This is a genomic window from Pseudomonas sp. MD330_10 (assembly GCF_042610415.1).
Taxonomy (GTDB): Bacteria; Pseudomonadota; Gammaproteobacteria; order Pseudomonadales; family Pseudomonadaceae; genus Aquipseudomonas; species Aquipseudomonas rhodesiae.
In genome coordinates this window covers 180,286-206,370 of the sequence record NZ_JBHGZU010000008.1, presented here as the reverse complement: position 1 = coordinate 206,370, position 26,085 = coordinate 180,286, and the positions used below count along the sequence as shown (strand labels likewise).

Sequence of the window (26,085 nt, the reverse complement as noted above, 5' to 3'; positions counted from 1 at the left end):
CGCCCATCAAATCAAATTATTGCGTTTGGCGAAGTCGGCGAGGTACACGACCGACTTCACGTTGAGTTTTTCGATCAGCCGTGTCTTGTAGGTGCTGACGGTCTTGTTGCTGAGCAGCATCGAGTCGCCGATTTCCTTATTGCTCAACCCTTGGGATAAGCGCTGTAGAATCGTCAACTCACGATCAGAGAGACTCTGGATCAGCTCCAGATCGGTGGTCTCGGTATCGCTGCGACGCACCGAACTGACCGCCAGATTAGGGAAGAAGGTATAGCCGCCCATGACAGCCTTGATCGCCTTAACCAATTCATCTAAATCGTTGGTCTTGGAGATGTAACCGGCGGCCCCGGCCTTCATGCAGCGCATTGAGTAGAACAGCGGTGACTGCGACGTCAGTACCAGGATCTTGCATTTGAGGCCCAGTGAGCAGAGACGAGTAATGACTTCCAACCCATCCAGCTTGGGCATGGCGATGTCCAGCACAATAAGATCCGGCTCATGCTCACGAGCCAGCTGCACCGCGTCGACCCCGTTATCCGCCTCGGCAACCACTTCGAAACACTCCTGTTTGAGAAGCATCTTGACCGAAGAACGAATGAACGGATGATCGTCCACAACTAACGCTTTAAACATGACTACCTCTGAAAGACGCGCCGGCATTTGCCGATGACCTATAAGTCAATAGCGTAAAACGGTGGAAAACTGTGTCCGAAACACGCTGCTCAAAATACACGAGCGCGCTTGGATTGTAGGAAATATCTGAGCTGTAGCCTCAGCAATTTTTCGCGTTTCGCTGGCCAGCGAAATAGGCGTCCAACCAAGGTAGCAGGCGATACCCCGCCATTGGCCGCGCCAAATAGTAGCCCTGACCGATCTCGCAACCCAGAGCCAACACGCCCTCATGGATGCGTTGGTTACCGATGCCCTCTATCACTAGGCTCATATCCAGCGAACGGGCGAGCGCCAGCGTGCTGGCGACCATGGCCTGACTGTGGGGTTCGTCCATTCGACGAACACATTCGCCGTCGAGTTTGAGTTGATTGAACGGCAGTTGGCAAAGCAGCTTGAGGGAAGAAAAGCCCATGCCGAAATCATCGATGGACAGGCCACAGCCAAGCATGCGTAAACGCAGTAGGTTTTCCTGGATACGCGGAGAGAGATCCAGCAAACCGTTTTCTGCCAGCTCGAACGATAAAGTGGAACCGGCAAAGTCGTAACGCAGCAAGGCTTGCTGGATATACAAGGTCACCTCGTCGCTGAGTAATTGCGAGGCATGCAGATTAAACGCCAGTTCCAGGTGCACCTGTTGCCGACGTAGCACGCTCAACAGGCTTAAACCCTGTTCCAGCAGTTGTTTAAACATCTGATCAATCAAATCGTAGGCCAAGACGGCGGCCAGAAACTCCGCCGGCAATAGCAGACCTCGGGTTGGGTGCTCCCAACGCACCAACGCTTCCACTCCAGCCAGTCGCCCAGTGCCCAAGATGAATTTGGGTTGGAACCATGCACGAAATTCCCCAAGCGCCAAGCCCTGGTGAATTTCATGTTCATCGGGCAATGCCCTGGGCACAGGCAGTTGTTTGAAGGGGGAATGCGCCTGGGAATAGCGGCGCAGCAGGCGGCGCAATGAGTGCAGTTCCAGCGAAGGGGGCAATACACCGAGCATCTGCAGGCCCGAGAGCGAAGGCATCTGCATCACTGCCCGGAGCAACTCAGGCAGCAACTCACCGCATAACGCCACCGCCTGCACCAGATCCGCCTGCCTGGCTCGGTGCAGGAAATCCAGGCAGTCCAGACTTCTATCAGCCAAATCGCAGAGGATAATATCGACGCCACCACAAGCCATTAATTGCGCCATGGCCTGGTCGCCGTCACTGGCCTGAAGCACATCCCGGAGGCCCAGCCGATCAAGCATCTTGATCAGAACACTGCGTTGAAACCGTTGATTCTCAAGAACCAGGACGCGAGGGTGGGCCATCTTTATCAACCACTTGGCAGAAGTGAAGGCACCCATAGTGGCCTGGAGCATTCTGAATCAATAAGGGAATAATCCCACCATCATGTAGGAAATTTCCCACAGCCTAGTATCTGTTCGTTCACTAAGGATCCACCTGCGCCATCAACTCCGCAACACTCTCCGCACGCTTGGCATAACGCTGTGCCAGCGCCGCACACACCATCAGTTGGATCTGGTGAAACAGCATCAACGGTAGAATCAATACGCCCATGCTCGCCCCGGCAAACAGCACCTGGGCCATCGGCACGCCGGTCGCCAGGCTTTTTTTCGAGCCGCAGAACAGGATGGTGATGCGATCCTCCTGATTGAACCCAAACGCCTTGCCAAGCACGGTTGAGGCCACCAACACCAGCGCCAGCAGCACGCAGCAGGCCACCACCAGCCCGCCCAGCTCCCACAATGGGATCTGGTGCCAAATGCCTTCGTTGACTGCCTCGCTGAACGCGCCGTACACCACCAGCAGGATCGAGCCCTGGTCGACGAACTTCAGCCACGCCTTGTTGCGCCCTACCCACTCGCCGATCCAGCGCCGCGCGATCTGCCCGGCGATAAACGGCAGCAGCAACTGCACGCTGATTTTCACGATAGCGTCGACGGTGGAGCCGCCGTCGCCATGGACATTGAGTAATAAGGTCACCAGTAACGGTGTGAGGAAGATCCCAAACAGGCTCGACGCCGCCGCGCTGCAGATCGCCGCCGGGATATTGCCGCGCGCCAGGGAGGTGAAAGCAATCGCCGACTGCACCGTGGCCGGCAACGCGCAGAGGTAGAGCATGCCCATGTACAGGTCTTTGCCGATCAACGGCGACAGCACCGGTTTAAGTGCCAGGCCCAGCAATGGGAACAGCACAAAGGTCAGACTGAACACCAGCAGGTGCAGGCGCCAATGGCCGGCGCCGGCCACGATGGCCTGGCGCGAGAGCTTGGCGCCGTGCAGGAAAAACAGCAGCGCGATAGCCAGGTTGGTGACCCAACCGAATGCCACGGCGGTCTGGCCGCTGGCGGGCAGCAAGGAAGCGAGAATCACCGTCGCGATCAACGTGAGGGTGAAGTTGTCGGGTAGAAAGCGAGGCCGAGTCATAGTGAAGTCATCCAGGGGTTGCCAAGAGCGTCATGGCGACTCTAACGTAACGCTTTATTACCGACTAACGCCAACGAGCCAGTAAATGCCGCCTAAAGGACATGCCAATACTGTGCGCCGCAGCATTCCCGGGCTGTCCAGCCTGCCACGGCCGGTATACGGGCGCACTGAATCGCTGCCCAATCGCGCACTGACCCGCCGCCACAGTCACCCGTGGGTACAATTGTCCTACGCAATTTCCGGGGTGTTGGAGATCCAGACCAGCGCCGGCCGCTTTGTCGCTCCGCCGCAACGAGCCGTGTGGATTCCGGCGGGCATGCCGCACCGGGTGTACAGCACGCCCCACACCGAGATGCGCAGCCTGTACCTCGATTGCAGCGTCACCCAATGGGCGGCCGGGCACTGTCACGTTCTGGAGGTGAGCAACCTGCTGCGCGAGCTGATCCGCAGCTTCAGCGAACTGCCGGTGGAATACGCCGAGGACGGGCCCGACGGGCGGCTGGCCCAGGTGATCCTCGACCAACTCGCCGCCGCGCCGCAGGTCGACCTGATGCTGCCGCTACCGGTGGACCCGCGCCTGCGCCAAATCTACCGCAGCCTCAACCTCCACCCGGAGCAGCAAACCACCTTGGGGCAATGGAGCGACAAACTGGGGGTCAGCGAAAAAACCCTCAGCCGCCTGTTCCTGCACGACACCGGCCTGACCTTCCGCGCCTGGCGCCAACGCCTGCGCCTGCTCAGCGCCCTGCCCGCCCTAGAACATGGCGAACGGGTCACGGACGTGGCGCTGGCCAGCGGGTATGAGTCGACATCGGCGTTCATCAATGCGTTTCGCCAGCAGTTCGATGCCACGCCGGGGGAGTTTTTTCGCTGAGCCCCGCGTCAGGATGAAATATCAAATACAGCAGCCAGGCGCTTGCGGCCTCTCGGAGTGACCGTTAACGCACGGGTATCGAGCGTGCGCATCAGCCAGCGCTCACGCAGCATATGCGTCAGCAACTGCGCGCCCAACGCACCGCCCAGGTGCGAGCAACGCTGGCCGGGCGATGGTGGCCGCGATAGCGGTCGTTCAGTTGCTGGCAATTCTGTCGTTCTATCGCAACTCATCCACCCGCAAGCGCAAGTAGTGCCCAAACCCGCCCTCGACTGTTATTGTGCGGCGCTTTGAAAAGCTGCCATGCCACTGCGAGGAAACGGACGTTGAACACTGACGAAAAAATGACCGGGGACCTGTTCGAGGTCGATAAGCGCCTGTCACTCAAACCGGTGGTGGACTTCAACACTTACCTGCGCAGCGCGTTCGGCGACGGCCCTTGCACCTGCATCCGCTGCACCGCCAGCGGCGGCGACGAAAGCGGTTACGCGTTCCAGCACACCTTCAGCTTCGACGGCAAACCCACCCATCGCCGCTTTGCATCCACGGCAGGCAGCGATGTGTTGCAGGCGTTGAAAAAGGCCTGGTTGTCGTATACCAAGGCAGAGCTGCCGACTACCGGTTTGCTGGCCCTGGATACCGTAAAGGAATTTGTCGAGCCGCAACTGCACAAGCGCCTGGCGCCACTGTTTTTGGCCAGCGGCCTGGTCAACGAGGTCGACGGTCACTTGAACCTGTTGCCCCAACTGGCTTAAAGCCCCCGCAATACGCGCCGAACCGGGATGAACCGGCGTTTTACGCAAAGGATTGAGATTGATGACCCGAGAAAGCATCACCCGCTACTGGCACGCCGTGGAGCTGCTGCAACCGCAATCGGCCCCCAAAATCGAAAAGCGCGACAGTCTGTTTGCGTCGTTCCTGCATGACTGCAATGCGGCGCGGCCGGTGATGCCATGGGCTGCCAGCAGCCCGGCGCACGGCCAGCCAAAGCCTAAAGACCGGGTCTGGAGCCACACCCTCTTCGCCCACCTGTACGACAGCCGCCGCGTGGCCGAAAGCCTTAAGCAACTCTACGGTGCCGACCAAGGCTATAAAGAGCCGCCGAAAACCCGTGAATCCGCGCTTTTCGCGCTGAAGTTCACCGAGCAGGGGCTGATGGTGCAAGACAGCCTGGTGCTCTCCAGCGAAGCCTGGTTCCTCGGCCGCGCCCTGGCAAACAGGGATTGGACCCGCGGCTTCGACGAGGAACAAAACTATCTGCGCGAGGACATCAAGCCGCTGATGGGCGGCCCAGTCGATGCAGCGATGTTGGTCGAGCTGACCGAGAAGATTCGAAACTTCCTCGGCCTGGACGACTACTTCAGCGCCCCCGAGCGCTACACCCACCGCTGGCGCTCCACGCCCATCAAGATCAAGAACCCCGCCCAGGAGGACGACCCGCTCAACAGCTTTCTGCTCGCGGACCTGGCCGACGTGGCGGACAGCCTGCGCAATGGCATCACCAGCGCACCGCTGGCGCAGTACCTGGCGCGACATGCCCCGGCACAGCGCTTGCACATCGACGATGACGATGCCTCCCTGGCGTTAATCGAGCGTCTGGCGCCCAAACAGTACCCGTTGGGCTGCTGGCCGGCCGAGCATCACCTGGGGCTGGTGCATTCCCAGCAATTGGCGGTGAATACCCTGCTGCATACGTTGAGCGATGGCGAAGGTGTGCTGGGCATCAACGGCCCGCCCGGCACCGGCAAAACCACCCTGTTGCGTGATCTGCTGGCCGCCGTGGTCACCCAGCGCGCCGATGCCCTGGCCGCTCTGCCCCGCGCGTCTGCCGCCTTTGTCGACGGCACGCCCGAACGGGTGAGTGACGGCACGGACTTCCAAACGGTGCATGCGCTCAACCCGGCATTGTTCGGCTTTGAGATGGTGATCGCGTCGTCCAATAACGGCGCCGTCGAAAACGTCACCTTGGAGTTGCCGCAGCGCGACAAAATCGACCCCAGTTGGCTGCCGGACGCTGACTATTTCGGCGAACTGGGTGAACTGGTCAGCGGCAAACCCGCCTGGGGCCTGATCTCCGCCGCGCTGGGCAGCAAAGCGCGGCGCCGCACCTTTATCAGCCGCTACTTCTACGGCCAGCCACCCCGCAAACCCAAGGCCAGCGACCTCGAAGAACAGGCGCACGACTGGCTGTCGGCCTTGGAGGCCGAGGAGCTGGACGACGACCAGGAAGAAGAAGACGAGCCCGGCGAAGACAGCCCAGAACAGGCGCGCCGTGGCTTCCTCGGCTGGCTCGGAACCCAGGCCGACATCAGCCGCACCTCCGCGCAACGCCTGAGCACCTGGCAGCAGGCAGTGGCGGATTATCAGGCGGCCAAGGCTCACGCCGAACACTTGAGCGCCGACGCCCAGCGCATCAACGACCATTTGCAGGCTGTCAGCGCGTTGCGCGCGCAAATCGCTGAGCAAGAGGACGCACTCAAGCGCTTGACCCACACGATCAAAGAGACCGATGCGCGTATCGCACAACTCGACGAGCGCGAGTTCAAGCCCGCCCACGACGCTCTGCAACACAGCCTGAACGAGGTGCAGCGGCACCTGGCTGGCAAGCCTGGGTTCTTTGCCAACCTCCTGAGCCTGTGGGGCACGCAGCGGCGTTGGAATGAAGTACAAGGTGTTATCCGCAGCCGGCACGCCCTGGCCGAAGAAAGCTTCGAACAAGTCAAACGCAGCGCCGCGCGTCTGACCGGCGAAAGCAAGGCGCTCAATCACCTGAGCACGGAACACCAGCAAGCTCTGGGCGGTTTGCGCGAGCGTCAGCGCCAGCAGATCGAGCAAATCACCGCCCTGGCCAAGGCGTGCAAGGCAGAGCACCTGCTGGCCTGGCTGCGCCACGGCATTATCGGACGCGGCGAGGCCATTGAGCTGATTGAACCGTGGTCGATCAGAGGCTGGCGCCAGGCCCGCGCCCGAGTGTTTATCCAGGCCCTGAAGCTGCACCAATGCTTCTTCGAACTGGAAGCCAAGCGCGTTCGCGCCAATCTGTATTTCATTAACCGTGTGTTGCAGGGCGCGCGCTTCCAGGGCGTCTCGCGCGCGGCGATCCGTTCGAGCTGGGCGTCGTTATTTATGCTCGTGCCGGTGTTGAGCAGCACCTTTGCCTCGTTCGCGCGCTCGTTCGGCTCCCTGGGGGTCGGTGAAATCGGCTGGCTGCTGGTGGACGAAGCCGGGCAGGCCACCCCGCAAGCGGCGGTCGGTGCCCTATGGCGCGCGCGCCGTGCCGTGCTGGTGGGCGATCCGCTGCAACTCAAGCCCATCGTCACCGTGTCGGAAGCGGTGCTGGAACATATGCGCACCCGCTACGGCGTCGACGAATACTGGCTGCCGACGCGCCAGTCCGCGCAAACCCTGGCCGACGAAGCCACCCGCTGGGGCCGGATGATGGGCCCGCCGCAGGCCAAGCGCTGGGTCGGCTTGCCGCTGGTGGTGCATCGTCGCTGCGACCGTCCGATGTACGCGCTGGCGAACCGCATCGCCTACGACGGCGCCATGGTCTTCGGCACCGTGCCGCCCTCCCCGGCCAAAGAAACACCGGCCAGCCTGGCCACCGGCTGGGTCCAAGCTCATGGCCCTTCGTCCGGCAACTGGGTCGCGGCCGAAGGCGATACCCTGATGCGCCTGTTGGCGATGCTGCGCCAGGACGGTGTGAAAATCGCCGACATTGCCGTGGTCACTCCCTTCCAGGCGGTGCGCGATCGCCTTAAAGAGCTGCTGCCGCGCAAAATGCTCTACGGCACCATTCACACCATGCAGGGCAAGGAGGCGCCCGTGGTGATCATGGTGTTGGGCGGCAGCAGCGAAAACGCCGGTGCGCGGGACTGGGTGGTCAGCGAGCCGAACCTGCTGAACGTGGCCGCCACCCGGGCCAAGCGCCGCTTGTACGTGATCGGCGACCGCAACGACTGGCAAAAGCGTGCATTGTTCTGCGATGTGATGACGTTGCTGCCGCACCAGGCGCTGGCCCCTGGTCGCCCGAGCGAGACAAACGCCTGAATCCGCGCTATTGCTGACGGTCATACCGGCCCACAGGCTCAACGGAGTACTCGATGACCACGCCAAGCAAAAAGATGAGCCTGCTGGGCCTCACCACGTTGGTGACGATCAATATGATGGGCTCGGGCATCATCATGTTGCCGGCGAGCATGGCGCAGTTGGGCGCGATTTCATTGCTGTCGTGGCTGATCACGGCGGTGGGCTCGATGGCGATCGCATATGGCTTTGCCCAATGCGGCGTGTTCTGTAGACGCGCCGGGGGGATGTCGGCGTATAGCGAAGAAGCCCACGGCAAGTCGGGGTTCTTCCTGTGTTCGTTTCTGTATTTTCTGTCGCTGATCATCGCCAATGTGGCGATTGCGATTTCGGCGGTGGGCTATCTCTCGGCGTTTATTCCATGGCTGGCCAGTGGCCCGGTACCGCTGTTTATCGGCAGCCTGGCGCTGATCTGGCTGACCACCGCCGCCAATTTCGGCGGCCCACGCCTGACCGGGCGCATAGGCGTGGTGACGGTGTGGGGCGTGATTATCCCGGTGGTGGGGCTGTGTGTGATCGGCTGGTTTTATTTCAAGGTCGAGGTGTTCGTGGCGGCCTGGAACCCGCACCAGCTTCAAGGATGGGACGCGATCAGCGCGAGTATTCCGCTGACACTCTGGGCATTCCTTGGCATGGAGTCGGCGGCCCAGGGGCATGACGCCGTGGAAGACCCACAGCGCACCGTGCCTCTGGCCTGCCTGCTCGGCACCCTCGGCGCGGCGCTGGTGTACGTGCTGTCCACCACTGTGATCCAGGGCATCGTGCCGAACGCCAAACTGGCGAGCGCGTCCGCGCCCTTCGCGGTGGTATATGCACAGATGTTCGCGCCGTGGGTTGGCGACGTGATCATGGCGCTGGCGGTGGTGGCCTGTATCGGCTCATTGCTGGGCTGGCAGTTCACCCTGGCCCAGACGGCCAAGATGTCGGCGGATCAGCGCATGTTTCCGCGTTTTTTCAGTCGGATCACCCAAGCCAACGCGCCACTCCTGGGCCTGTTGGCCTGCGCCGCGCTGCAAAGCCTGATCGCCTTGTCGACCATTTCGCCCACCGCCTCAGCGCAGTTCAGCAAATTGGTCAGCCTGGCGGTGGTGACCAACCTGGTGCCCTACGTCACCGCCCTCACCGGGCTAATGGTGATGATGCACAAGGCCCGCGCCCCGCAAGCGCTGCAAGTACGCAATACGCTGGTGGTGCTGGTGGCTGCGGCGTATTCGCTGTATGCGATCTACGCCTGCGGCGAAGAGGCGGTGTTTGGCGCGATGCTGGTGCTGGCGTTCGGTTACGTGCTGTACGGTTTTCTGGCTAAACGCTTCGTCGGCGCTGGGCGGGCTGAGAGTTGCTAAGCCGGCCCTCAGCGCAAACGGGTCACTGCCAATGCGACCACGGCGATCCGCTCTACGCGCTCATAACCGGGCTTTTCCAACTCTTCGCCGAATACATCCGGGTCTAGTTCGCGGTAGGTCCAGCCGTAGGCATCGCCGCCGAGCAACGGCTTAACCGCCGCGAGGAACGGATCCTCCCCGGCGACAATCGCCGCACCGGTATACAGCACTAATGTACCGCCCACGGCCAGGCGCCCGAGGGACTCGCTGACAATCCGCACCGACAGCTGCTCGCCCAAGGCGCCGCCGCCATGCCGGTAGGCCCGCTGGCGGTCATCGTTCATATAGGGCGGGTTGGCGACGATCAAGTCGAACTCGCCTTCCACGCTGTCCAACACGTTGCTGTGATACGCGCTGATATTGCTCAGGCCGGCCAACTCGGCGTTCACTGCGGTGAGACGCAAGGCGCGCGGGTTGATGTCCACCGCAAGCACTTGGGCGTCATGTCGCGAGCGGGCGATTACCAGCGCACCGACGCCGGCGCCGCAGCCGATGTCCACGGCACGCTTGATCGGCTCGAAGCGCTGTTGCAAGTGGGCGTCGATCAGTTGCGCGAAGCGGTAGCTGTCAGGCCCGAAAAACACCGCATCCGCCTGGGTGGTGGGATACGCCGAGTGGGCAATCAACAGGTCATCCAGGCTCGACCAACGCACGGCGCTGCGCCAAAGCGAATCGTGCTCTTCGACGACATCGGCGTGTTGCAACTCTTCGCGCAAGGCGTCGGGCAACAGGTCGCGGTCAAACGGCATCGACCAGCCGAAGACATCGCGCAGGTTCATGGCCAGCGGCGTCGCCAGGCGTGCGTAGACGCGGTCATGGGTCAAGGGCGTGGGCGTGATAAAGCGGTAGCCGCTCTGTTGCAAACCGCGTCCCAGGTTCAGCAGCGCACGGTCGGCCAGTTGTTGTGCGGACATAAACAGGTTCCTTAGCGCAGGCGCGCGCGCAGTTGGATAAAGCGGCGCGTGGCGTATAGCCCCGCGGGGGTGCAATGGCGACGGGCCGACAACCACGGCAGCAGCGCAGTGAGTTGCTGTTGATCGGTGAGGTTGCACAGCGATTCGACCAGCGCCTGGGTGTCCGGGTCCGTCGGCCGATGCGTGTCGCGGGGCAGCGGTTTGCCACGACCGGGGCGCACCGCAGGCACGCGTTCGGCGCTGATCCAATCACCGGCGATCCAGTCATGCAGCACCTGTTTTTCATAGCCACTGAACACCCCGAACATCGCCGCACCGGCGCCTTCGATCAGTTGCCAGAAGCGGCTCTCGGCCGGGTCCTGGTTGCGTTTGATCCAGCCCTTGTCTTCCAGTGCCTGGAGAAACGCGCCGATCTGCCCGGGCTTGGCGAGCCATTGGTTGACGGTCTTGCCTTCGAAGCGGCAATAGTCCGAATGCATGTGCTGGCCGAAGGTGCGCTTGCGTTCGAGCATGGCCACCAGTTCGTCGTGCAGGTTGAAGCTATTGATCACGGCTGTAGTGCCCGGGCCCAAGTCATTGAGGCGGTAGCCCTCGGCCACACGTCGATAGAAGTCCGCCCTGCCCTCGCCCAACGGCAACAGGTCGATGACCGATTGCGCCGCTTTGCAGGCGTGTCCGGTGCTGGCGTTGTCGATGGTTACGTGGAGCGTGAAGTAATAGGGGTCGACGCCCAGTTCGCTCAGTTCGTACGAAGTGATCAACAGGTGCAGGGGCAACTGCTCATAGCCCAGGTTGTAGCCGATGATTTCCGGCAAGAAGTCCTCGCCGCACAGACCCAGCGCCAGTTGCAGAGCGCCTTGCAGGTAGTGATCGTCGTCCAGGCCGGCTTCGCTGGCGGCATCGTGGTCGCTGAGCAGCTTGCGGTAAATCACCACATGATTCTGCGCGGCGTGGCCGTCGCCCAACTCTTCCAGGTAGGTGGTGAGCAGGCCGTCAAAGCGCGGGTCGTGCCAATGGGGCAGCAGGCCGTACAGCCAGGCGCCGTCGACCTGTTTGGTCGGCGCCACGCGCTGCAGGCAATACAAGGCATGGGCCTTGTTGTGAAAAAATCGACGGGGCCGGCCTTGTTGGCGTTGCTCCAGGTACTCAGCGTAGGCCTGGGCCACTTCGGCGCAGCGCTGCTCCACCCAGGCGGTCAGATGTTCAGGCACTTCGGGCAGGTCGCCGGGTAACTTACGCACCTGGGCCAATTGCGCTTGCACAAAATCCCGTGCGGCTTCTCCGGCGCCCTCGGCTTCGCTGTACAGCTGTTGGTACAGGGCGTGATAACGACCGTGAGCCGAATGGTGCATCGAGGCCGGCTGGCCTGAGAGCGCTGTGAGGAACGTCATGATGGCAGTGTCCGCAAAGTCCTAAACAACCAGGCCTCCCGACAAGGCGGCCCCGTAAGCACGCTGAACGGCGCGTGTCTAGAATGCAGAGCCTCGGGAGGTGCGGAAAATTCAAATCGGATTAAGACGGGGTGGACCAGCGGTCGATTGCTGTGGCGCAGAATCGGCCTGAAAGCCTTGGCAGGGCAAGGCCTGGCAGAGGTTATGGGGTGGAGAGACTTATGTGTTGAACCGGCATGTTTGTGTGGTGAGCGGGCTTGTCGAATCGTCGCACCGCCCGCGCTGGGTTGCGAAGCAGCCCCAAACCCAGGCACCTCGGTGTGTCAGCTAAACCACATCGCCTGGGATGGGGCCGCTTCGCAGCCCAGCGCGGGGCAAGCCCGCTCACCACAGAGTTATTCCAGCCTTTGAAACGTGTGTATAGATCTATGGCTATTGGGGCCAGATGCACCGAGTTGCCGGGGGGTGGCCCAGAGGAATTTAACTGTGGGAGGGGCTCACCACAGAGCTATTTCAGCCTTAAAACTTGTGTAGAGATCTATGGCTATTGGGCCAGATGCACCGAGTTGCCGGGTGGTGGCCCAGAGGAGTTTAACTGTGGGAGGGGGCTTGCTGTGGTGAGCGGGCTTGCCCCGCGCCGGGCTGCGAAGCAGCCCCTATCTCAGGCGATGTGTCCCATCTGACACACCGCGGCACCTTAAGAAGGGGCTGCTACGCAGCCCAGCCCGGGCGGTGCGACGATTCGACAAGCCCGCTCACTACAAATAGGCGCTTACTTGCGCGCCGCCTCCCATTGTTTAAGCAGGTCGTTGTAGCCGACGGTCTCGCCTTTGGGCTTCTCGTTGGCCAGTTTCGGCTTGGGTGCGCCCGGTTGGTCGAACCAGTATTGCGCGTCACGCTCGGGGTTCATTTTCGGGCCGCACACCGGCTGCACCTTGGAGCGCTCCAGGCGCGTCATGATCGCGTCCTGCTCCTTGGCCAGGTTGTCCAACGCCTGTTGCGGGGTTTTCTCGCCGCTGGCGGCGGCGGCGATATTGCTCCACCACAGTTGCGCCAGGCGTGGGTAGTCCGGCACGTTGGTGCCGGTAGGCGTCCACTCCACGCGGGCCGGGCTGCGGTAGAACTCCACCAGCCCGCCGAGTTTCGGCGCCATGTCGGTCATGGCCTGGGAGTTGATGTCGGACTCACGAATCGGCGTCAGACCGACGATGGTTTTCTTCAGCGACACGGTTTTCGAGGTCACGAACTGCGCATAGAGCCATGCCGCCAGTTTCTGCTTCTCGGGGGTGGACTTGAGGAACGTCCAGGAACCTACGTCCTGATAGCCCTTTTTCATGCCCTTTTCCCAGTAAGGCCCTACCGGCGATGGCGCCATTCGCCATTTCGGTGTGCCGTCGGCATTCACCACCGGCAGGCCCGGTTTGGTCATGTCGGCGGTAAACGCGGTGTACCAGAAAATCTGCTGGGCGATATTGCCCTGGGACGGCACCGGGCCGGATTCGGAGAAGGTCATGCCCGCCGCTTCAGGTGGCGCATAGGCTTTCATCCAGTCCACGTATTTCTGGGTGGCGAACACCGCCGCCGGGCCATTGGTGTCGCCGCCACGGGTGACGCTGGAACCCACCGGGTGGCAGTCCTCCACGCGAATGCCCCACTCGTCCACTGGCAAACCGTTGGGCAGGCCTTTGTCGCCGCCGCCGGCCATGGAGAACCAGGCATCGGTGAAACGCCAGCCCAGGGACGGGTCTTTCTTGCCGTAGTCCATGTGCCCATAGATGCGCTTGCCGTCGATTTCCTTGACGTCTTCGCTGAAGAATTTGGCGATGTCCTCGTAGGCAGACCAGTTCACCGGCACACCGAGTTCATAGCCGTACTTTTCTTTGAACTTGGCTTTCAGCTCGGGGCGTTCGAACCAGTCGGCGCGGAACCAGTAGAGGTTGGCGAACTGCTGGTCGGGCAGTTGGTAGAGCTTGCCGTCCGGACCGGTGGTGAAGGACAGGCCGATAAAGTCCTTGAGGTCCAGGGTCGGCGAGGTGAAGTCCTTGCCTTCGTTGGCCATCAGGTCGGTGATCGATTCGGTCTTGCCATAGCGAACATGGGTACCGATCAAGTCGGAATCGTTAACCCAGCCGTCATAGATGTTTTTATCGGACTGCATCTGGGTTTGCAGTTTCTCCACCACGTCGCCTTCCTGCAGCAGATCGTGGGTCAGCTTGATCCCGGTGATCTCGCTAAAGGCCTTGGCCAGCACCTTGGATTCGTACTCGTGGGTGGTGAGGGTTTCCGACACCACGTTGATCTTCATCCCACGGAACGGCTCCGCAGCTTTGATAAACCACTTCAACTCTTCGAGCTGCTGGGCTTCGGTGAGGGTGGACGGTTTGAACTCGCTGCCGATCCATTTTTTCGCGGCATCTTCGTAGGCATCGGCCCAGGCCGAAGCGCTCAAACCGCTCAGGGCCAGTACGGCGGCCAATGAAATGCTATGTCGCAGCTTATTGTTCTTATTCAACATAGAGACCTCCTGGTTGTTTATTTCATAAGGGCATCAGCCCCAACGCATCACACTCAACAGCCATACCAGGGACAGCGCGGACGCTACCCAGATGCTCCAGTCGGTAACGCCGATTACCAGCAAATGCAGGTAGGCGCTGCCGAGAAGACCGATAAACAAACGATCGCCACGGGTGGTGCTGATCGGCAGAAACCCGCGCCGCGGGATGCTCGGCGAACGCAGCTCCCAGGTAGTCATGCCCGCCAGAATCAGGGCGATGCCGCCAAAGAACAGTGCGGTGGGGGTGGTCCAGGCCATCCATTCCATCATCGAATCCTCTAGACCCGGCCCAGGGCAAAGCCCTTGGCCACGTGGTTACGAACAAACCAGATCACCAGCATGCCCGGCAGGATGGTCAATACCCCCGCCGCTGCCAGCACGCCCCAGTCAATACCGGAGGCCGACACCGTGCGGGTCATCACCGCCGCGATGGGCTTGGCGTTGACCGACGTGAGCGTGCGCGCCAGCAGCAGCTCGACCCAGGAAAACATAAAGCAGAAAAATGCCGTCACCCCGATGCCGGAGCCGATCAACGGAACAAAAATCTTCACGAAGAACTTAGGAAACGAGTAACCGTCAATGTAGGCGGTTTCGTCGATTTCCTTGGGCACGCCGGACATAAAACCTTCCAGAATCCACACCGCCAACGGCACGTTGAACAGGCAATGGGCCAGCGCCACAGCGATGTGGGTGTCGAACAGGCCGATGGAAGAGTAGAGCTGGAAAAACGGCAGCAAAAACACCGCCGGCGGCGCCATGCGGTTGGTCAGCAGCCAGAAGAACAGGTGCTTGTCCCCCAGAAAGCGGTAGCGCGAAAACGCATAGGCCGCCGGCAGCGCCACGCTCAGGGAGATCACCGTGTTCAGGCTCACGTAGTACAACGAATTGAGGTAACCGGTGTACCAGCTCGGATCGGTGAAGATCACCTTGTAGTTGGCCAGGGTGAAATCCTGCGGAAACAGCGTCAGGCCGCCGAGGATTTCAGTGTTGCTCTTGAAGGACATGTTCAGCAGCCAGTAGATCGGCACCAGCAGGAACAGGATGTACAGCAACAATGGAATCAGCTTGCGTTTGCTCATGTTGGCGGCCTCAGCGGTTGGCGTCGGAGTGGGTCATGGCGGTGTAGAACAGCCAGGACACCAACAGGATGATCAGGAAATACACCAGGGAAAACGCCGCCGCCGGGCCCAGGTCGAATTGACCTACCGCCATCTGGGTCAATGTCTGACTCAGAAACGTAGTGGCGTTACCCGGTCCGCCGCCGGTCAGGACGAAGGGTTCGGTATAAATCATGAAGCTGTCCATAAAGCGCAGCATCACCGCGATCAACAGCACGCTCTTCATTTTGGGCAACTGGATATGTCGGAAAACTGCCCAGGCCGACGCGCGATCGATACGCGCAGCCTGGTAGTACACGTCCGGAATCGCCCGCAGGCCGGAATAACACAGCAGGGCCACCAGTGAGGTCCAGTGCCATACGTCCATCACCAGCACCGTGACCCAGGCGTCCATAGTGTTGGCCGCGTAGTTGTAGTTGATCCCCAGGGCGTTGAGGGTCGAGCCCAGTAGGCCGATATCGGCGCGGCCGAAGATCTGCCAGATGGTGCCCACCACGTTCCACGGAATCAGCAGCGGGATAGCCAGGATGATCAGCACCAGCGACGACCAGCGACCTTTGGTCGGCATGGTCAGGGCAATGGCGATACCCAGCGGGATTTCGATCAACAGCACGCAGGCCGAATAGACGAACTGGCGCAGCAACGAGTCGTGCAGACGCGGGTCGAGCAGCACCTGCTTGTACCAGTCGGCCCCGACAAAGTAGCGGCTGGACTGGTCGAAAATGTCCTGCACCGAGTAGTTGACCACGGTCATCATCGGGATCACCGCACTGAACGCCACCAGCAGGAACACCGGCAGTACCAGCCACCAGGCTTTGTTGTTCTGCACCTTGTTCATGGCAACACCTCCAGCAGGTAGTCGTCGGCGTAGAGCATCAGCCATTGCGCGGGGAAACTGATGGAAGCCTTGAGTTCGGGCACCGGTTTGTCTTCGGCCAGGCGCACTTTGAGCGTCGCACCGTCGAGGTCGAGGGTCATGATCTTGTAGGTGCCGAGGTCTTCCAGATGCGTAACATCGGCTTGCAGGGCGTCAGGGTTGTGCTCGTCCCAAACGTGGATAAATTCCGGGCGGATGCCGACCTGCAACCTCTGGTAGCTGGTCTCGGCAAGGCGCTGTTGCATTGCAGTGGATAGCGGCAGGTGGGTGCCGGCAAAGCGGACCCCACCCGCCTCGGCCTGCACCTCGATCAGATTCATCCCAGGGCTGCCGATGAAATAGCCGACAAAGGTATGGCTGGGCCGTTCGAACAGTTCTCGCGGCGTGCCGAATTGCACAATCTGCCCGCCGTACATCACCGCGATTTTGTCGGCGAAGGTCGAGGCTTCCAACTGGTCGTGGGTGACGTAGACCATGGTGATATTGAACTGCTCATGGATCTGCTTGAGCTTGCGCCGCAGCTTCCACTTCAGGTGCGGATCGATCACCGTCAACGGCTCGTCGAACAGGATCGCCGACACGTCGTCACGCACCAGGCCGCGGCCCATGGAGACTTTTTGCTTTTCGTCGGCAGTGAGGTTGCGGGCTTTCTTGTTCAGCAGGTTTTGCAGGTCGAGGACTTCAGCGATTTCCTGCACTTTGCTGTGAATTTTCGCCTCGGCCATGCCCTGGTTGCGCAATGGAAAGGCCAGGTTGTCGAACACCGTCATGGTGTCGTAGACCACCGGGAACTGGAACACCTGGGCGATGTTGCGTTTTTCCGGCGTAAGGTCGTTGACCACTTGGGTATCGAACAGCACCTGGCCTTCGGACGGGCTGAGCAACCCGGAGATGATATTAAGCAAGGTCGACTTGCCGCAGCCCGACGGGCCGAGCAAGGCGTAGGCACCGCCCTGCTCCCACACATGGTTCATTGCCCGGATCGCGTAGTCTTCAGGCCCGCTCGGCGTAGGACTGTAACTGTGCGCCAGGTTCTGCAAATGGATCTCGGCCATCAGGCAACCCTCGCGACACGGCGCCCGGGGGCCTGGACCAAGCGGCCCTGACCATCGAACACAAACAGTTTATGGGTGGGGATATACACGCGGATCGGCGCATCGACGTCGTACTCATGCACCCCCGGCAGGTGCAGCACCAGTAGGAAATGTTCGCTGCGCACATGCAAAAAAGTTTCGGAGCCGCTGATCTCAGCCACCTCCACGGTCACCGCCAGCTCCAGGTCATCGTCGTTGCTTGGCACCAGGCTGATATGGCTGGGGCGTACCCCGAAACGGAACTCGCCCTCCCCGATCGGACGCAGGTCCACATTGAGGGGGAAATGCACGAAATTGGCGAAGCTGACTTCGTTGCCGCTGATCCGCCCGGGCATCAGGTTGATCGGTGGTTCGGAAAACAGCTCAGCAGCCAGTACTGTCTGGGGCTGGTGATAAACCTCGGCGGCCTTGCCACTCTGAATCACCCGGCCTTCGTGGAGGATGGTGGTGGTGCCCCCCAGGGCCAGGGCTTCGTTGGGCTCGGTGGTGGCATAGAGGGCGATGGTGTGCCGCGCGGCGAACAGCTCGCGCATTTCCTGACGCAGCTCTTCGCGCAGTTTGTAGTCCAGGTTCACCAGCGGCTCGTCGAACAGGATCAGTTCGGCATCCTTCACCAAGGCCCGGGCCATGGCGGTACGTTGCTGCTGGCCACCGGACAGTTCCAGCGGGTGGCGTTGCAGGAATTTTTCGATGCGCAGCATCCTGGCGGTTTCCAGCACCTTGCTCTGGATCAGCTCATGGGCCATGCCGGCCTGGCGCAACGGCGAGGCGATGTTCTCGAACACGGTCATGGTCGGGTAGTTAATGAACTGCTGATAGACCATCGACACATTACGCAGGCGCACCGGCTTGTGGGTGACGTCCACGCCGTTCATCAGGATGCGGCCGCTGTCGGGCTTGTCCAGCCCAGCCATCAGACGCATCAGGCTGGTCTTGCCGGAGAGCGTCCGACCAAGCAGAACGTTGAAGGAACCGGGTTCGAAACGCAGGTTGGCGTCGTCGATCCAAGTCTGGCCTTCGACAACGCGGGAGACATGTTCCAGGGTCAATGACATGACACGACCTTTTTATTATTGGAATGAATCTGGCCAGTCGTCAGAGCGAGTTTCGTGCCAAAAATGCAGGTACTTGATTCACAAGGAAATGGGGCTTAAGTGATGTTCAGGAGTGAACAATTTGGTTGAGCAAGTGAACAGTTTGGGCTTGACAGTGAACAGTTCTGAACAACACTCTTTGAAGCCGATTGAATGCTCAACGCATTTTGTAGCGGTGGCGTCAGTAGATTGCCCAAGACCCCAAAACAATAAAAAGAAGGTCGCCCCATGGCCGAACCCTTGGCTCACGACACCATCATTCAGGACTCCTGGCGCCGTTGCCGCGCCTTTGGCCTGGACCACCAAAGCCCCCCCAGCTTTGACCAGTTGCCCGCCGAGGGCATCAGCCAATTGCTGGAGAGCCAGCATTCCCTGGTGCAGACCACTCACCAGGAAGTCCTGCCCTACTACGAAAATATCCTCAGCAACTCCAACTGCCTGATCATGCTGGCCGACAACCAGGGCCAAGTGCTGACGTCGTGGGGCACCCAGCGTTTTATCGAACCCAAGCTGGCCCGTGGTTTCAGCGCCGGCGCCAGCTGGCTGGAGCGCGCCAGCGGCACCAATGCCATCGGCACCGCCTTGGCCTGTGCCCAGGCGGTGCACATCGCGCACGACGAACACTTTCTCAAGGCCAACCGCTTTATGACCGGTTCCGCGGCGCCGATCTTCGATGCCCAGCGCGAAATCATCGCGGTGTTGGACGTTTCCAGCGACAGCTACCTGCCACCCTCCCATACCCTCGGCATGGTCAAGATGATGAGCCAGACCGTGGAGAACCGGTTGATCCTCAACCTGTTTCGCGGCGAGTACTTCCAGCTGACCTTCAACACCGGTTTGAGCAATCTCGATAGCCAGTGGGCGGGGTTGCTGATTTTCGATGAAAGCGGCCAAGTGCTCTCGGCCAACCGTCGCGCCGACAACCTGCTGGGCATCAGTTTGTCGCGCGTGATGATCGACAGCCTGTTCAAAGTGTCCTTGCTGGAATTGCTCAACCAGCCCGAAGGCTTGCCATTCTCATTGCAGGCGGCCGGGAGCAACCGCTTCCAGTGCCTGCTCAAGCGCCCCCTCCAGCAGCCGGTGCAGGCCCGCGTATTTACCGATCCTAAGGCTCGCGAACCGCGCCCTTCGCCTGCCCCCACGGCCATCGGTCTTAAGACCCTGCACTTTGGCGACCCGCGCGTGGAAAAAGCCGTGCGCCAGGCCGAGCGCCTGCTGGAAAAAGACATTCCGCTGCTGATCCACGGTGAAACCGGGGTGGGCAAGGAAGTGTTCGTCAAAGCCTTGCACCAGGCCAGTTCCCGCAGCCGCCAGGCCTTTATCGCAGTGAACTGTGCGGCGATTCCCGCCGAATTGGTGGAATCGGAGTTGTTTGGCTACGAAAAAGGCGCGTTCACCGGTGCCAATCAGAAAGGCAGCATCGGCCTGATCCGCAAAGCGGACAAAGGCACACTGTTTCTCGATGAAATCGGTGACATGCCGCTGCCGACCCAGGCGCGGCTGTTGCGGGTTTTGCAAGAACGCTGCGTGCAACCGGTGGGCAGCAGCGACCTGTTCCCGGTGGATCTGCGCATTATCTCCGCCACCAATCGAGCCTTGCGCGAGTGGGTGCAGGCCGGGCGTTTCCGCGAGGATTTGTTCTACCGCATCGGCGGCCTGACCCTGGAACTGCCCCCATTGCGCGAACGCCGCGACAAACAGGCACTGTTCCAACAACTGTGGCAACAGCATCGCGAGCCGACGCAAAGGGCCGGCTTGAGCGCCGAGGTGCTGGCGCTGTTCGAGCAGCATCCTTGGCCGGGCAATCTGCGCCAGGTCAGCAGCGTGCTGCAGGTGGCGCTGGCGATGGCCGAAGAGCAGCCGATCCGCGTTGAGCATCTGCCGGACGACTTCTTCGTCGACCTGGACCGGGCAGCGCCGGCCCCGGCCAACGATGGGCTGGACGACAGCGACGACCTGACCCGGCGCCTGAAAGCCGCCGGCGGTAATATTTCCCACCTTGCCAGGGAATTGGGAGTGAGCCGAAACACCTTGTATAAACGCCTGCGCCAGCACTAGCGCGGCTTGACCACCACCAGCAGATCGGTGAAGTACTCGACCTGAATCGGCAGGTTATCGGCCAACGCCGACAGCGCCGCCGAGGTGTCATCCAGCTTGAACACCCCGGACACGCGCATATCGCCCAAAGCAGCGGCGTCGAACCGCAACAGGCCGTGGCGGTAGCTGGCCAGGGTTTGCAGCACCTCGGCCAAGGGTTGGTCGTTGACCTTGAGCAGGCCACGGGTCCAGGCGTCCGCGTCGGCATTACCGATAGACTGGGCCGGCTGGGCACGGCCGTGATCCACCACCGAGCGTTGCCCGGCCGTGACCTTGACGCTGTCGCTTTCCTGCCCTTTGACCGCCACGGTGGACTCGATCACCGTCACCACCGTCGAGCCGTCCGCCGCGCGCTTGACCAGGTAGCGCGTCCCCAACGCCGTCGCCGTGCCTTGGTCGGTACGCACCACGAAGGGCCGTTGCGCGTCCTTGGCCACATCGACCCACAGCTCCCCCTGCAACAACTCGATCACTCGCTGATGGCCGTCGAATTTCACGTCCACCGCCGAGTTACTGTTGAGCTGCAACTGGCTGCCGTCTGCCAGGGCGATTTGGCGCCGCTCGCCGACGCCGGTGCGCTGGTCGGCCATCCACACCGGCATATGTTCCAGGCTCAGCCAACCGCACAGCAATACGCCGAGCAGGCCTACCACCTGGGCTCCGCGCGCGCGTGGCGTGGGAAAAGCGCGCTTAAGGGCAATGCGCGCCGGTTGCGCGGGCACGGTGTCGAAACTCCCCCACAGGCCGCGCATACGCTCGATGGCCACCCCGTGGCGCGGGTCGGCCTGGCACCAGGCCTCGAATGCCCGTCGCTCGGCGTCGCTGACATCTTCGTCGTGCAGACGCGTCAGCCAATTCGCCGCTTGCTGAATGATCTGTTCGGAACTCACGACAGCGGGTCTGCCGCGTGCAGGCTGTGGTAGCAGTGCACCAGGGCACTGGAAATGTAGTTTTTGACCGAGCTGGGGGACACGTTCAAGCGCAGGGCGATTTCGCTGTAGGTCAGCCCGTCGAGGCGGCTCAGCAGAAACGCTTCGCGGGCCTTGGCCGGCAAACCGGTGAGCATCTCGGCGATACGCTCCAAGGCTTGCAGTGCCACATGAATGGCTGCCGGATCGGGCATGCCGGCATCTTCACTCTGGATTGCCAGCGCTTGCAGGTAGGCTTTTTCAATGCGCCGCCGACGCGCGCCATCGATCAGCAGGCGCCCCGCCGTGGTCGCCAAAAAGGCTCGCGGCTCTTGGATGTGCTGCGGCTCGGACAGCATCAAGACGCGAATAAACGCATCATGGGCCAGGTCCGCAGCCTGTTGCGAGCACCCGAGTTTTTTGCGCAGCCAACCGTGCAACCAGCCATGGTGTTCGCGGTACATCGCCGTAAGGGTCTGCTGACGCACTGGATCGCCCAGCGCGGCCGGAATGTCATGCATGCGCAAAAACTTCTCAAATGGGAAATATTACCAATTGCGCGAACAATGCCAGTAAAACGCTATGGGAGCAAGGGCTGACACGCGGCTTAACGCCAGCTCCACGACACACCAGTGTAAATGCCACGACCGTCCGCCGGGGTGGAACGCGCGGCATCCAAGCCTTTGTCGTCGTAACCGGGGGTCACGGTGTTGGCGTAACGCCGGTTGGTCAGATTGCGACCCAGGCTTGCCAGTCTTGTTTGGGGGCGTCGTAGCCGAGGGTGGCGCCCAGTGTGGTGTAGGACGCGGCGTAGTAGGAATTGGCGTAATCCACCGCCACTCGCGACGAATGCTCAGTGTTGAGGCTGGTGTAGAACCCCGTCGGGTGGCTGTAGCGCAGTTGCGCCTGGTAATAATGCTTGGGGATGCCCGGCAAGGTATTGTCGCCAAAGCGCTCGTCGTCGCGGTAATGGAAGTCACTGAAAGTGTAGGCCTGGCGCAGGGCGAGCTGACCGTTGCGGCCGCCCTCCCACAGCGGACTGAGCAGGCTCAGTTCCACACCCTGATGCACGGTGGGGCTGGCGTTGGACTCGGCGATCACGGCATTGGAGGTGGCTGTTTGCGCCTGGGTCTCGACGCTGAGCAATTCGTGGCGCACCTCGGAGCGGTACAGCGCCAAGTCCCACTGACCAAACCACTGCTCGCCCCGCCCGCCGATTTCCAGGGTAGTGGCGGTCTGGTTTTTCAGCTTCACGCCTTCACGCTGCAAGCCAGTGGCCGGGCCGCTGTCTTTAGGGAAATAGCGGTTGGAACCCCAGATCATCGACCAGGCGTGCGGCGGCTCCACCGAACGGCTCAGGTTGCCGTATACCTGCAATTGCGCGTTGAAGTCATAGCGCAGGCCGATGCGCGGTGCGTAGTCCCAATCGTGTTGGCTGACCGGCGTGCCCGTGGCCGGGTAGGTCACTTCGGTTTCGCGGCGGGTGTAGATCGCCGCAAGGCCGGTGGTCAGCCACAGGTCAGGAACCAGTTCCAGGTCGTTGCCCACATGCAGCACGGTGTCGGAACCCAGGTAGCTGTAGTCGCGGGTTTTAGTGCCGGGAGCGTAGGACGCAGTATTATTCGCGGGAGTGCGTACATATTCCGACGTGCCATTGTTGGGCATTGCCTGAGTGGTGCGCAGCCCCACGGTGGTCTTGCTGTCGTGGCCGAACAGTGTGTCCTGGCGGATGTAATTGAGGGTGCCGCTGATATCGGTGTAGGCGACTTTCAGGCGATTGGTATCTTCGCGCAGGTCCATGGGGTAATCGTGGTAGGCCAGGCCTACCTCGACCCGACTGTTGTCATCCAACTGCAAAGTGGTCTTGTTGGCCAGCCAGGTGGAACCGGGTTGCAGGCGCTTGGAATCGCGGGCGGCATTGAGGCGATTGGCCGCGCGTGGATCATGGCTGATCTGGTCACGGGTGAGTTTGCCGGGGGTGTCGTTGGTGGTTTCGCGGTAGCGCAGGTAAAAACGCGTCTCCAGATTCGGGTTGAAGCGATAGCCGAAGTTGGCGGCAACCCCTTTGCCGGTGGCGGCGCTTTGGTGCTGATAGCCGTCGGACTCGGAATCGGTAAGGCTGATGTAGTAATCGGCATCCCCCAGCACCTGGCCCGAACTGATCTCACGCTGCCCGTAGCCACGGCTACCCATCTCATAGCGCAGTTGCAGCTTGGGCGCGTCGTAGCCGGTGCGGGTCACGTAATTGACCGCCCCGCCCAGCGCCAGCGCGCCTTGGTCAAAACCGTTGGCTCCACGCAACACCTCGACCCGGCTTTGCCATAGCGGGTCCTTGAGTTCGTAGGGGGTGCCGCCGGGGCCAGTCAAAGGCAGGCCGTCGAACATTTCGTACAAGCCGGAGGCGTGGGCGCCTGGTCCGCGATTGAGGCCCGAGCCGCGAATGGAGAGTTTCACCCCTTCGTTATTAGCCGCCTTGGCGTATACCCCAGCCTGGTACTTGAACACGTCCTCATTGGAACTGACCCGCCCCTGCTGCACGCTGTTCATGTCGATGTAGTTAGTGGCGCCAGGCACGCTGCGCAATTGCGCCTGGGCCACTTCGCCAGCGCTGGCCTCGCTGCTGGTGACTTCCACCGGCGCCAATTGCAGTTCGTCGGCATGCGCCAGGGAGGTCAGGGTCAAGGCAACAAACAGAAACGGAGGTTGACGCAACAGCATGAGGGCAAATCCTTGAAATTCGGAGGCGTGCAAGGCTTGGCCCAGCACGCGGGCAGTGTTGGGAAGGCAACGATGGGCGACAAGTCACGCCCGATTAGCACATCGAACTTTCCACGGCAGCATCAGAACCGGATAAAGGCAGAACAGCGCGTCGCAACCCGACGAAACCTCCAGGACCTGCGTGAGGTCCACTGCTCAACTCACCGCGCGCATTCAAAAGGAAACCACTATGTCGCTGACCCACGAAGGTACCGCCCATGTACTCCTGGCCTCACGCCACCTCGGCGCCGAGCCGGAGGAATGCCCGAACCCATCGGTCAATATTCGTCTGTCGGAAAATGGCACGCCGACCATCGTGCGCCTGGAGGCGGATGGTCCGCTGCAATGGCCGGGGCACGCCAACCATGTCACGGTGACATTGCCCCAGGGGCGGGAAATAAAGGGGGTGATCGTGGAGATCAATCGGCAAACAGATAACGCCCACTGGCTGACGTTCAGCCTGGATGACTGAACGCACTTAGCCCGTTAGTCGCCTGATCGAGCGCGTCAGGCGCTATTGCAGCTCGTTGGCAAAGCGCCCTACTGCACTGACCACTTGCTTGGCGCCGCCTTGGATTTCGGTGATGACCGCACCGGCCTGGTTGGCCAATGTCAGGCCTTGCTCGGCCTGTTCGCGGCTGCTGAACATTTCGGCGATGGCTTCATCGGCCAGCCTCTGGTTCTGTTGAACCACGCTGACAATCTCCTCCGTCGCGGCACTGGTACGACTGGCCAGCTGCCGGACCTCATCGGCGACCACTGCGAATCCTCTGCCCTGTTCACCCGCCCGCGCGGCCTCAATGGCCGCATTGAGCGCCAACAGGTTGGTTTGCGCGGCGATACCACCGATGGTCTGCACAATCGCACTGATCAACAACGATTGCTTGCCCAGCGCCTCGATGCTGCCGGTGGCCGACTGCATTTGCGTGGCGATGTTCTGCATGGTCTGCACGGTATTTTGCACCACCGCCGCGCCGCGCTCGGCGGTCACATCGGTTTGCTGTGACACTTCATAGGCTACGCCGGCAGCTTCCTTGACCTCCGACTCTCTCAAGACCTGGTCGGTTACCACACTGGCAAACTTGACCACTTTGCACAGGTTACCTTCGGCATCGTGCACAGGGTTGTAGGTCGCTTCGAGCCACACTTCATGGCCACGACTGTCCAAGCGTTTGAAACGGCTGGCCACGTATTCCCCGCGGTTGAGCGTCTGCCAGAAATGGCTGTACGCCGGCGACGCCGCTTCCTGCGCGGTGCAGAACATGCTGTGTTTCTTGCCCACGATCTGGTCGAGCGTATAACCCATGGCATCGAGAAATTGTTTATTGGCGGTGACTACGGTGCCATCCAGCTTGAACTGGATGACCGCCGTCGAGCGCAACAACGCGTTGATAAACGCTTCGTTTTCCTTGCCGGTTTCGATGGCGCGAGTGACTTCTGCGCCGTAACCCTGAACCTGTAACAGCCGACCATCACGGCCATTGATCGGGAGCCAGGTCAAATTGAACCAGGCCAGGTTGCCATCGTTGCGCAGAAATCGGTAATCATCCCTGACCGGCTCAACGCGCGCGACCGACGCACTGAAATTTCGAAAGCACGGCAGGTCCTTGACGTAAGGAGGGACGATTTCCTCTAGCAAGCGCCCCTCTATTTGCTCACGGGAATAGCCCAAGGCCCGCGCGAAACCCTCATTGACGGCTGTGATGCGAAAGTCGGCATCCAAGCGAATGGAGATCATGCCTCGATCACACTGAGCGACGAGTTGACGGAGCAGGAAGAGTTCGTCGTCCTGGTCCAGAAGGTCCTTCTTCAAGCGTCGATTAAACATGTTGGCGTCCACT

General features: G+C 61.1%; 21 protein-coding genes and 1 pseudogene. 6 read left to right on the top strand and 16 right to left on the bottom strand.

Features of this window, described 5'->3' with window-relative positions; genetic code table 11:
- Positions 1-6 precede the first annotated feature (6 nt).
- From ACFZPT_RS15575 to ACFZPT_RS15565, 3 genes are all read right to left on the bottom strand, one after another.
- Positions 7-633: a response regulator transcription factor gene (locus ACFZPT_RS15575; protein ID WP_034114124.1), complete on the bottom strand. Its 627-nt coding sequence runs from the start codon at positions 631-633 to the stop codon at positions 7-9.
- A 139-nt stretch (positions 634-772) separates the two neighbouring features.
- Complete coding sequence (locus ACFZPT_RS15570; protein WP_256589099.1) at positions 773-2,014, bottom strand: EAL domain-containing protein; 1,242 nt, start codon at positions 2,012-2,014, stop codon at positions 773-775.
- An 85-nt stretch (positions 2,015-2,099) separates the two neighbouring features.
- The gene (locus tag ACFZPT_RS15565; protein WP_034114125.1) at positions 2,100-3,098 is read right to left on the bottom strand and encodes a bile acid:sodium symporter family protein; all 999 of its coding nucleotides are present in this window, start codon (positions 3,096-3,098) and stop codon (positions 2,100-2,102) included.
- Positions 3,099-3,183: 85 nt separating this feature from the next.
- On the opposite strand from ACFZPT_RS15565, the gene ACFZPT_RS15560 reads away from it, so the two are divergent.
- A complete protein-coding gene (locus ACFZPT_RS15560; RefSeq protein ID WP_034114127.1) occupies positions 3,184-3,972 on the top strand; it encodes a helix-turn-helix domain-containing protein in 789 nt (262 codons plus the stop codon).
- 8 nt (positions 3,973-3,980) lie between these two features.
- On the opposite strand, the gene ACFZPT_RS15555 is transcribed toward ACFZPT_RS15560, so the two are convergent.
- Complete coding sequence (locus ACFZPT_RS15555; protein WP_143506391.1) at positions 3,981-4,181, bottom strand: hypothetical protein; 201 nt, start codon at positions 4,179-4,181, stop codon at positions 3,981-3,983.
- Positions 4,182-4,298: 117 nt separating this feature from the next.
- Here ACFZPT_RS15555 and ACFZPT_RS15550 point away from each other — a divergent pair, with 117 nt between their 5' ends.
- From ACFZPT_RS15550 to potE, 3 genes are all read left to right on the top strand, one after another.
- Positions 4,299-4,727, top strand: coding sequence for a hypothetical protein (locus ACFZPT_RS15550; protein ID WP_034098569.1), 429 nt, complete (start codon positions 4,299-4,301; stop codon positions 4,725-4,727).
- A 61-nt stretch (positions 4,728-4,788) separates the two neighbouring features.
- The gene (locus tag ACFZPT_RS15545) at positions 4,789-8,022 is read left to right on the top strand and encodes an AAA domain-containing protein (RefSeq protein ID WP_034114129.1); all 3,234 of its coding nucleotides are present in this window, start codon (positions 4,789-4,791) and stop codon (positions 8,020-8,022) included.
- A 53-nt stretch (positions 8,023-8,075) separates the two neighbouring features.
- Positions 8,076-9,401 carry a putrescine-ornithine antiporter gene (potE, locus tag ACFZPT_RS15540; protein ID WP_034098572.1) on the top strand — a complete coding sequence of 442 codons (1,326 nt, stop codon included), beginning with the start codon at positions 8,076-8,078 and terminating at the stop codon, positions 9,399-9,401.
- Positions 9,402-9,409: 8 nt separating this feature from the next.
- Here potE and ACFZPT_RS15535 read toward each other — a convergent pair whose 3' ends face one another.
- From ACFZPT_RS15535 to ACFZPT_RS15500, 8 genes are all read right to left on the bottom strand, one after another.
- The gene (locus tag ACFZPT_RS15535) at positions 9,410-10,354 is read right to left on the bottom strand and encodes a class I SAM-dependent methyltransferase (RefSeq protein ID WP_034114131.1); all 945 of its coding nucleotides are present in this window, start codon (positions 10,352-10,354) and stop codon (positions 9,410-9,412) included.
- Positions 10,355-10,365: 11 nt separating this feature from the next.
- The gene (locus tag ACFZPT_RS15530; protein WP_034114133.1) at positions 10,366-11,745 is read right to left on the bottom strand and encodes an iron-containing redox enzyme family protein; all 1,380 of its coding nucleotides are present in this window, start codon (positions 11,743-11,745) and stop codon (positions 10,366-10,368) included.
- A 772-nt stretch (positions 11,746-12,517) separates the two neighbouring features.
- Entirely contained in the window at positions 12,518-14,260 is a 1,743-nt protein-coding gene (locus ACFZPT_RS15525; RefSeq protein ID WP_034114134.1) for an ABC transporter substrate-binding protein, read from the bottom strand.
- 33 nt (positions 14,261-14,293) lie between these two features.
- Positions 14,294-14,566 carry a DUF2160 domain-containing protein gene (locus ACFZPT_RS15520; protein ID WP_003232363.1) on the bottom strand — a complete coding sequence of 91 codons (273 nt, stop codon included), beginning with the start codon at positions 14,564-14,566 and terminating at the stop codon, positions 14,294-14,296.
- An 11-nt stretch (positions 14,567-14,577) separates the two neighbouring features.
- Positions 14,578-15,378 carry a carbohydrate ABC transporter permease gene (locus tag ACFZPT_RS15515; protein WP_034098580.1) on the bottom strand — a complete coding sequence of 267 codons (801 nt, stop codon included), beginning with the start codon at positions 15,376-15,378 and terminating at the stop codon, positions 14,578-14,580.
- Positions 15,379-15,388: 10 nt separating this feature from the next.
- Positions 15,389-16,255 (bottom strand): carbohydrate ABC transporter permease, encoded by an 867-nt coding sequence (locus tag ACFZPT_RS15510; protein WP_034114136.1) that lies wholly within the window; start codon positions 16,253-16,255, stop codon positions 15,389-15,391.
- On the bottom strand, positions 16,252-17,349 hold the full coding sequence (locus tag ACFZPT_RS15505) for an ABC transporter ATP-binding protein (RefSeq protein ID WP_034098584.1): 1,098 nt from the start codon (positions 17,347-17,349) through the stop codon (positions 16,252-16,254). The genes ACFZPT_RS15510 and ACFZPT_RS15505 overlap by 4 nt, the downstream gene beginning before the upstream one ends.
- A complete protein-coding gene (locus ACFZPT_RS15500) occupies positions 17,349-18,443 on the bottom strand; it encodes an ABC transporter ATP-binding protein (RefSeq protein ID WP_034098586.1) in 1,095 nt (364 codons plus the stop codon). Before ACFZPT_RS15500 ends, ACFZPT_RS15505 begins: the two co-directional genes overlap by 1 nt.
- A 267-nt stretch (positions 18,444-18,710) precedes the next feature.
- On the opposite strand from ACFZPT_RS15500, the gene ACFZPT_RS15495 reads away from it, so the two are divergent.
- Entirely contained in the window at positions 18,711-20,540 is a 1,830-nt protein-coding gene (locus tag ACFZPT_RS15495; protein ID WP_034114138.1) for a sigma-54-dependent Fis family transcriptional regulator, read from the top strand.
- Here the strand turns inward: ACFZPT_RS15495 and ACFZPT_RS15490 are convergent.
- From ACFZPT_RS15490 to ACFZPT_RS15480, 3 genes and pseudogenes are all read right to left on the bottom strand, one after another.
- Positions 20,537-21,469, bottom strand: coding sequence for a FecR family protein (locus tag ACFZPT_RS15490; protein WP_034114139.1), 933 nt, complete (start codon positions 21,467-21,469; stop codon positions 20,537-20,539). The two genes, ACFZPT_RS15495 and ACFZPT_RS15490, sit on opposite strands and share 4 nt — an antisense overlap.
- Positions 21,466-22,008: a sigma-70 family RNA polymerase sigma factor gene (locus ACFZPT_RS15485; RefSeq protein WP_034114140.1), complete on the bottom strand. Its 543-nt coding sequence runs from the start codon at positions 22,006-22,008 to the stop codon at positions 21,466-21,468. The genes ACFZPT_RS15490 and ACFZPT_RS15485 overlap by 4 nt, the downstream gene beginning before the upstream one ends.
- An 86-nt stretch (positions 22,009-22,094) precedes the next feature.
- Positions 22,095-24,205, bottom strand: a pseudogene (locus ACFZPT_RS15480) (TonB-dependent receptor family protein).
- A 229-nt stretch (positions 24,206-24,434) separates the two neighbouring features.
- Here ACFZPT_RS15480 and ACFZPT_RS15475 point away from each other — a divergent pair.
- Positions 24,435-24,716, top strand: coding sequence for a hypothetical protein (locus ACFZPT_RS15475; protein ID WP_034098596.1), 282 nt, complete (start codon positions 24,435-24,437; stop codon positions 24,714-24,716).
- 42 nt (positions 24,717-24,758) lie between these two features.
- On the opposite strand, the gene ACFZPT_RS15470 is transcribed toward ACFZPT_RS15475, so the two are convergent.
- Entirely contained in the window at positions 24,759-26,072 is a 1,314-nt protein-coding gene (locus ACFZPT_RS15470; RefSeq protein WP_034114142.1) for a methyl-accepting chemotaxis protein, read from the bottom strand.
- Positions 26,073-26,085: the final 13 nt, after the last annotated feature.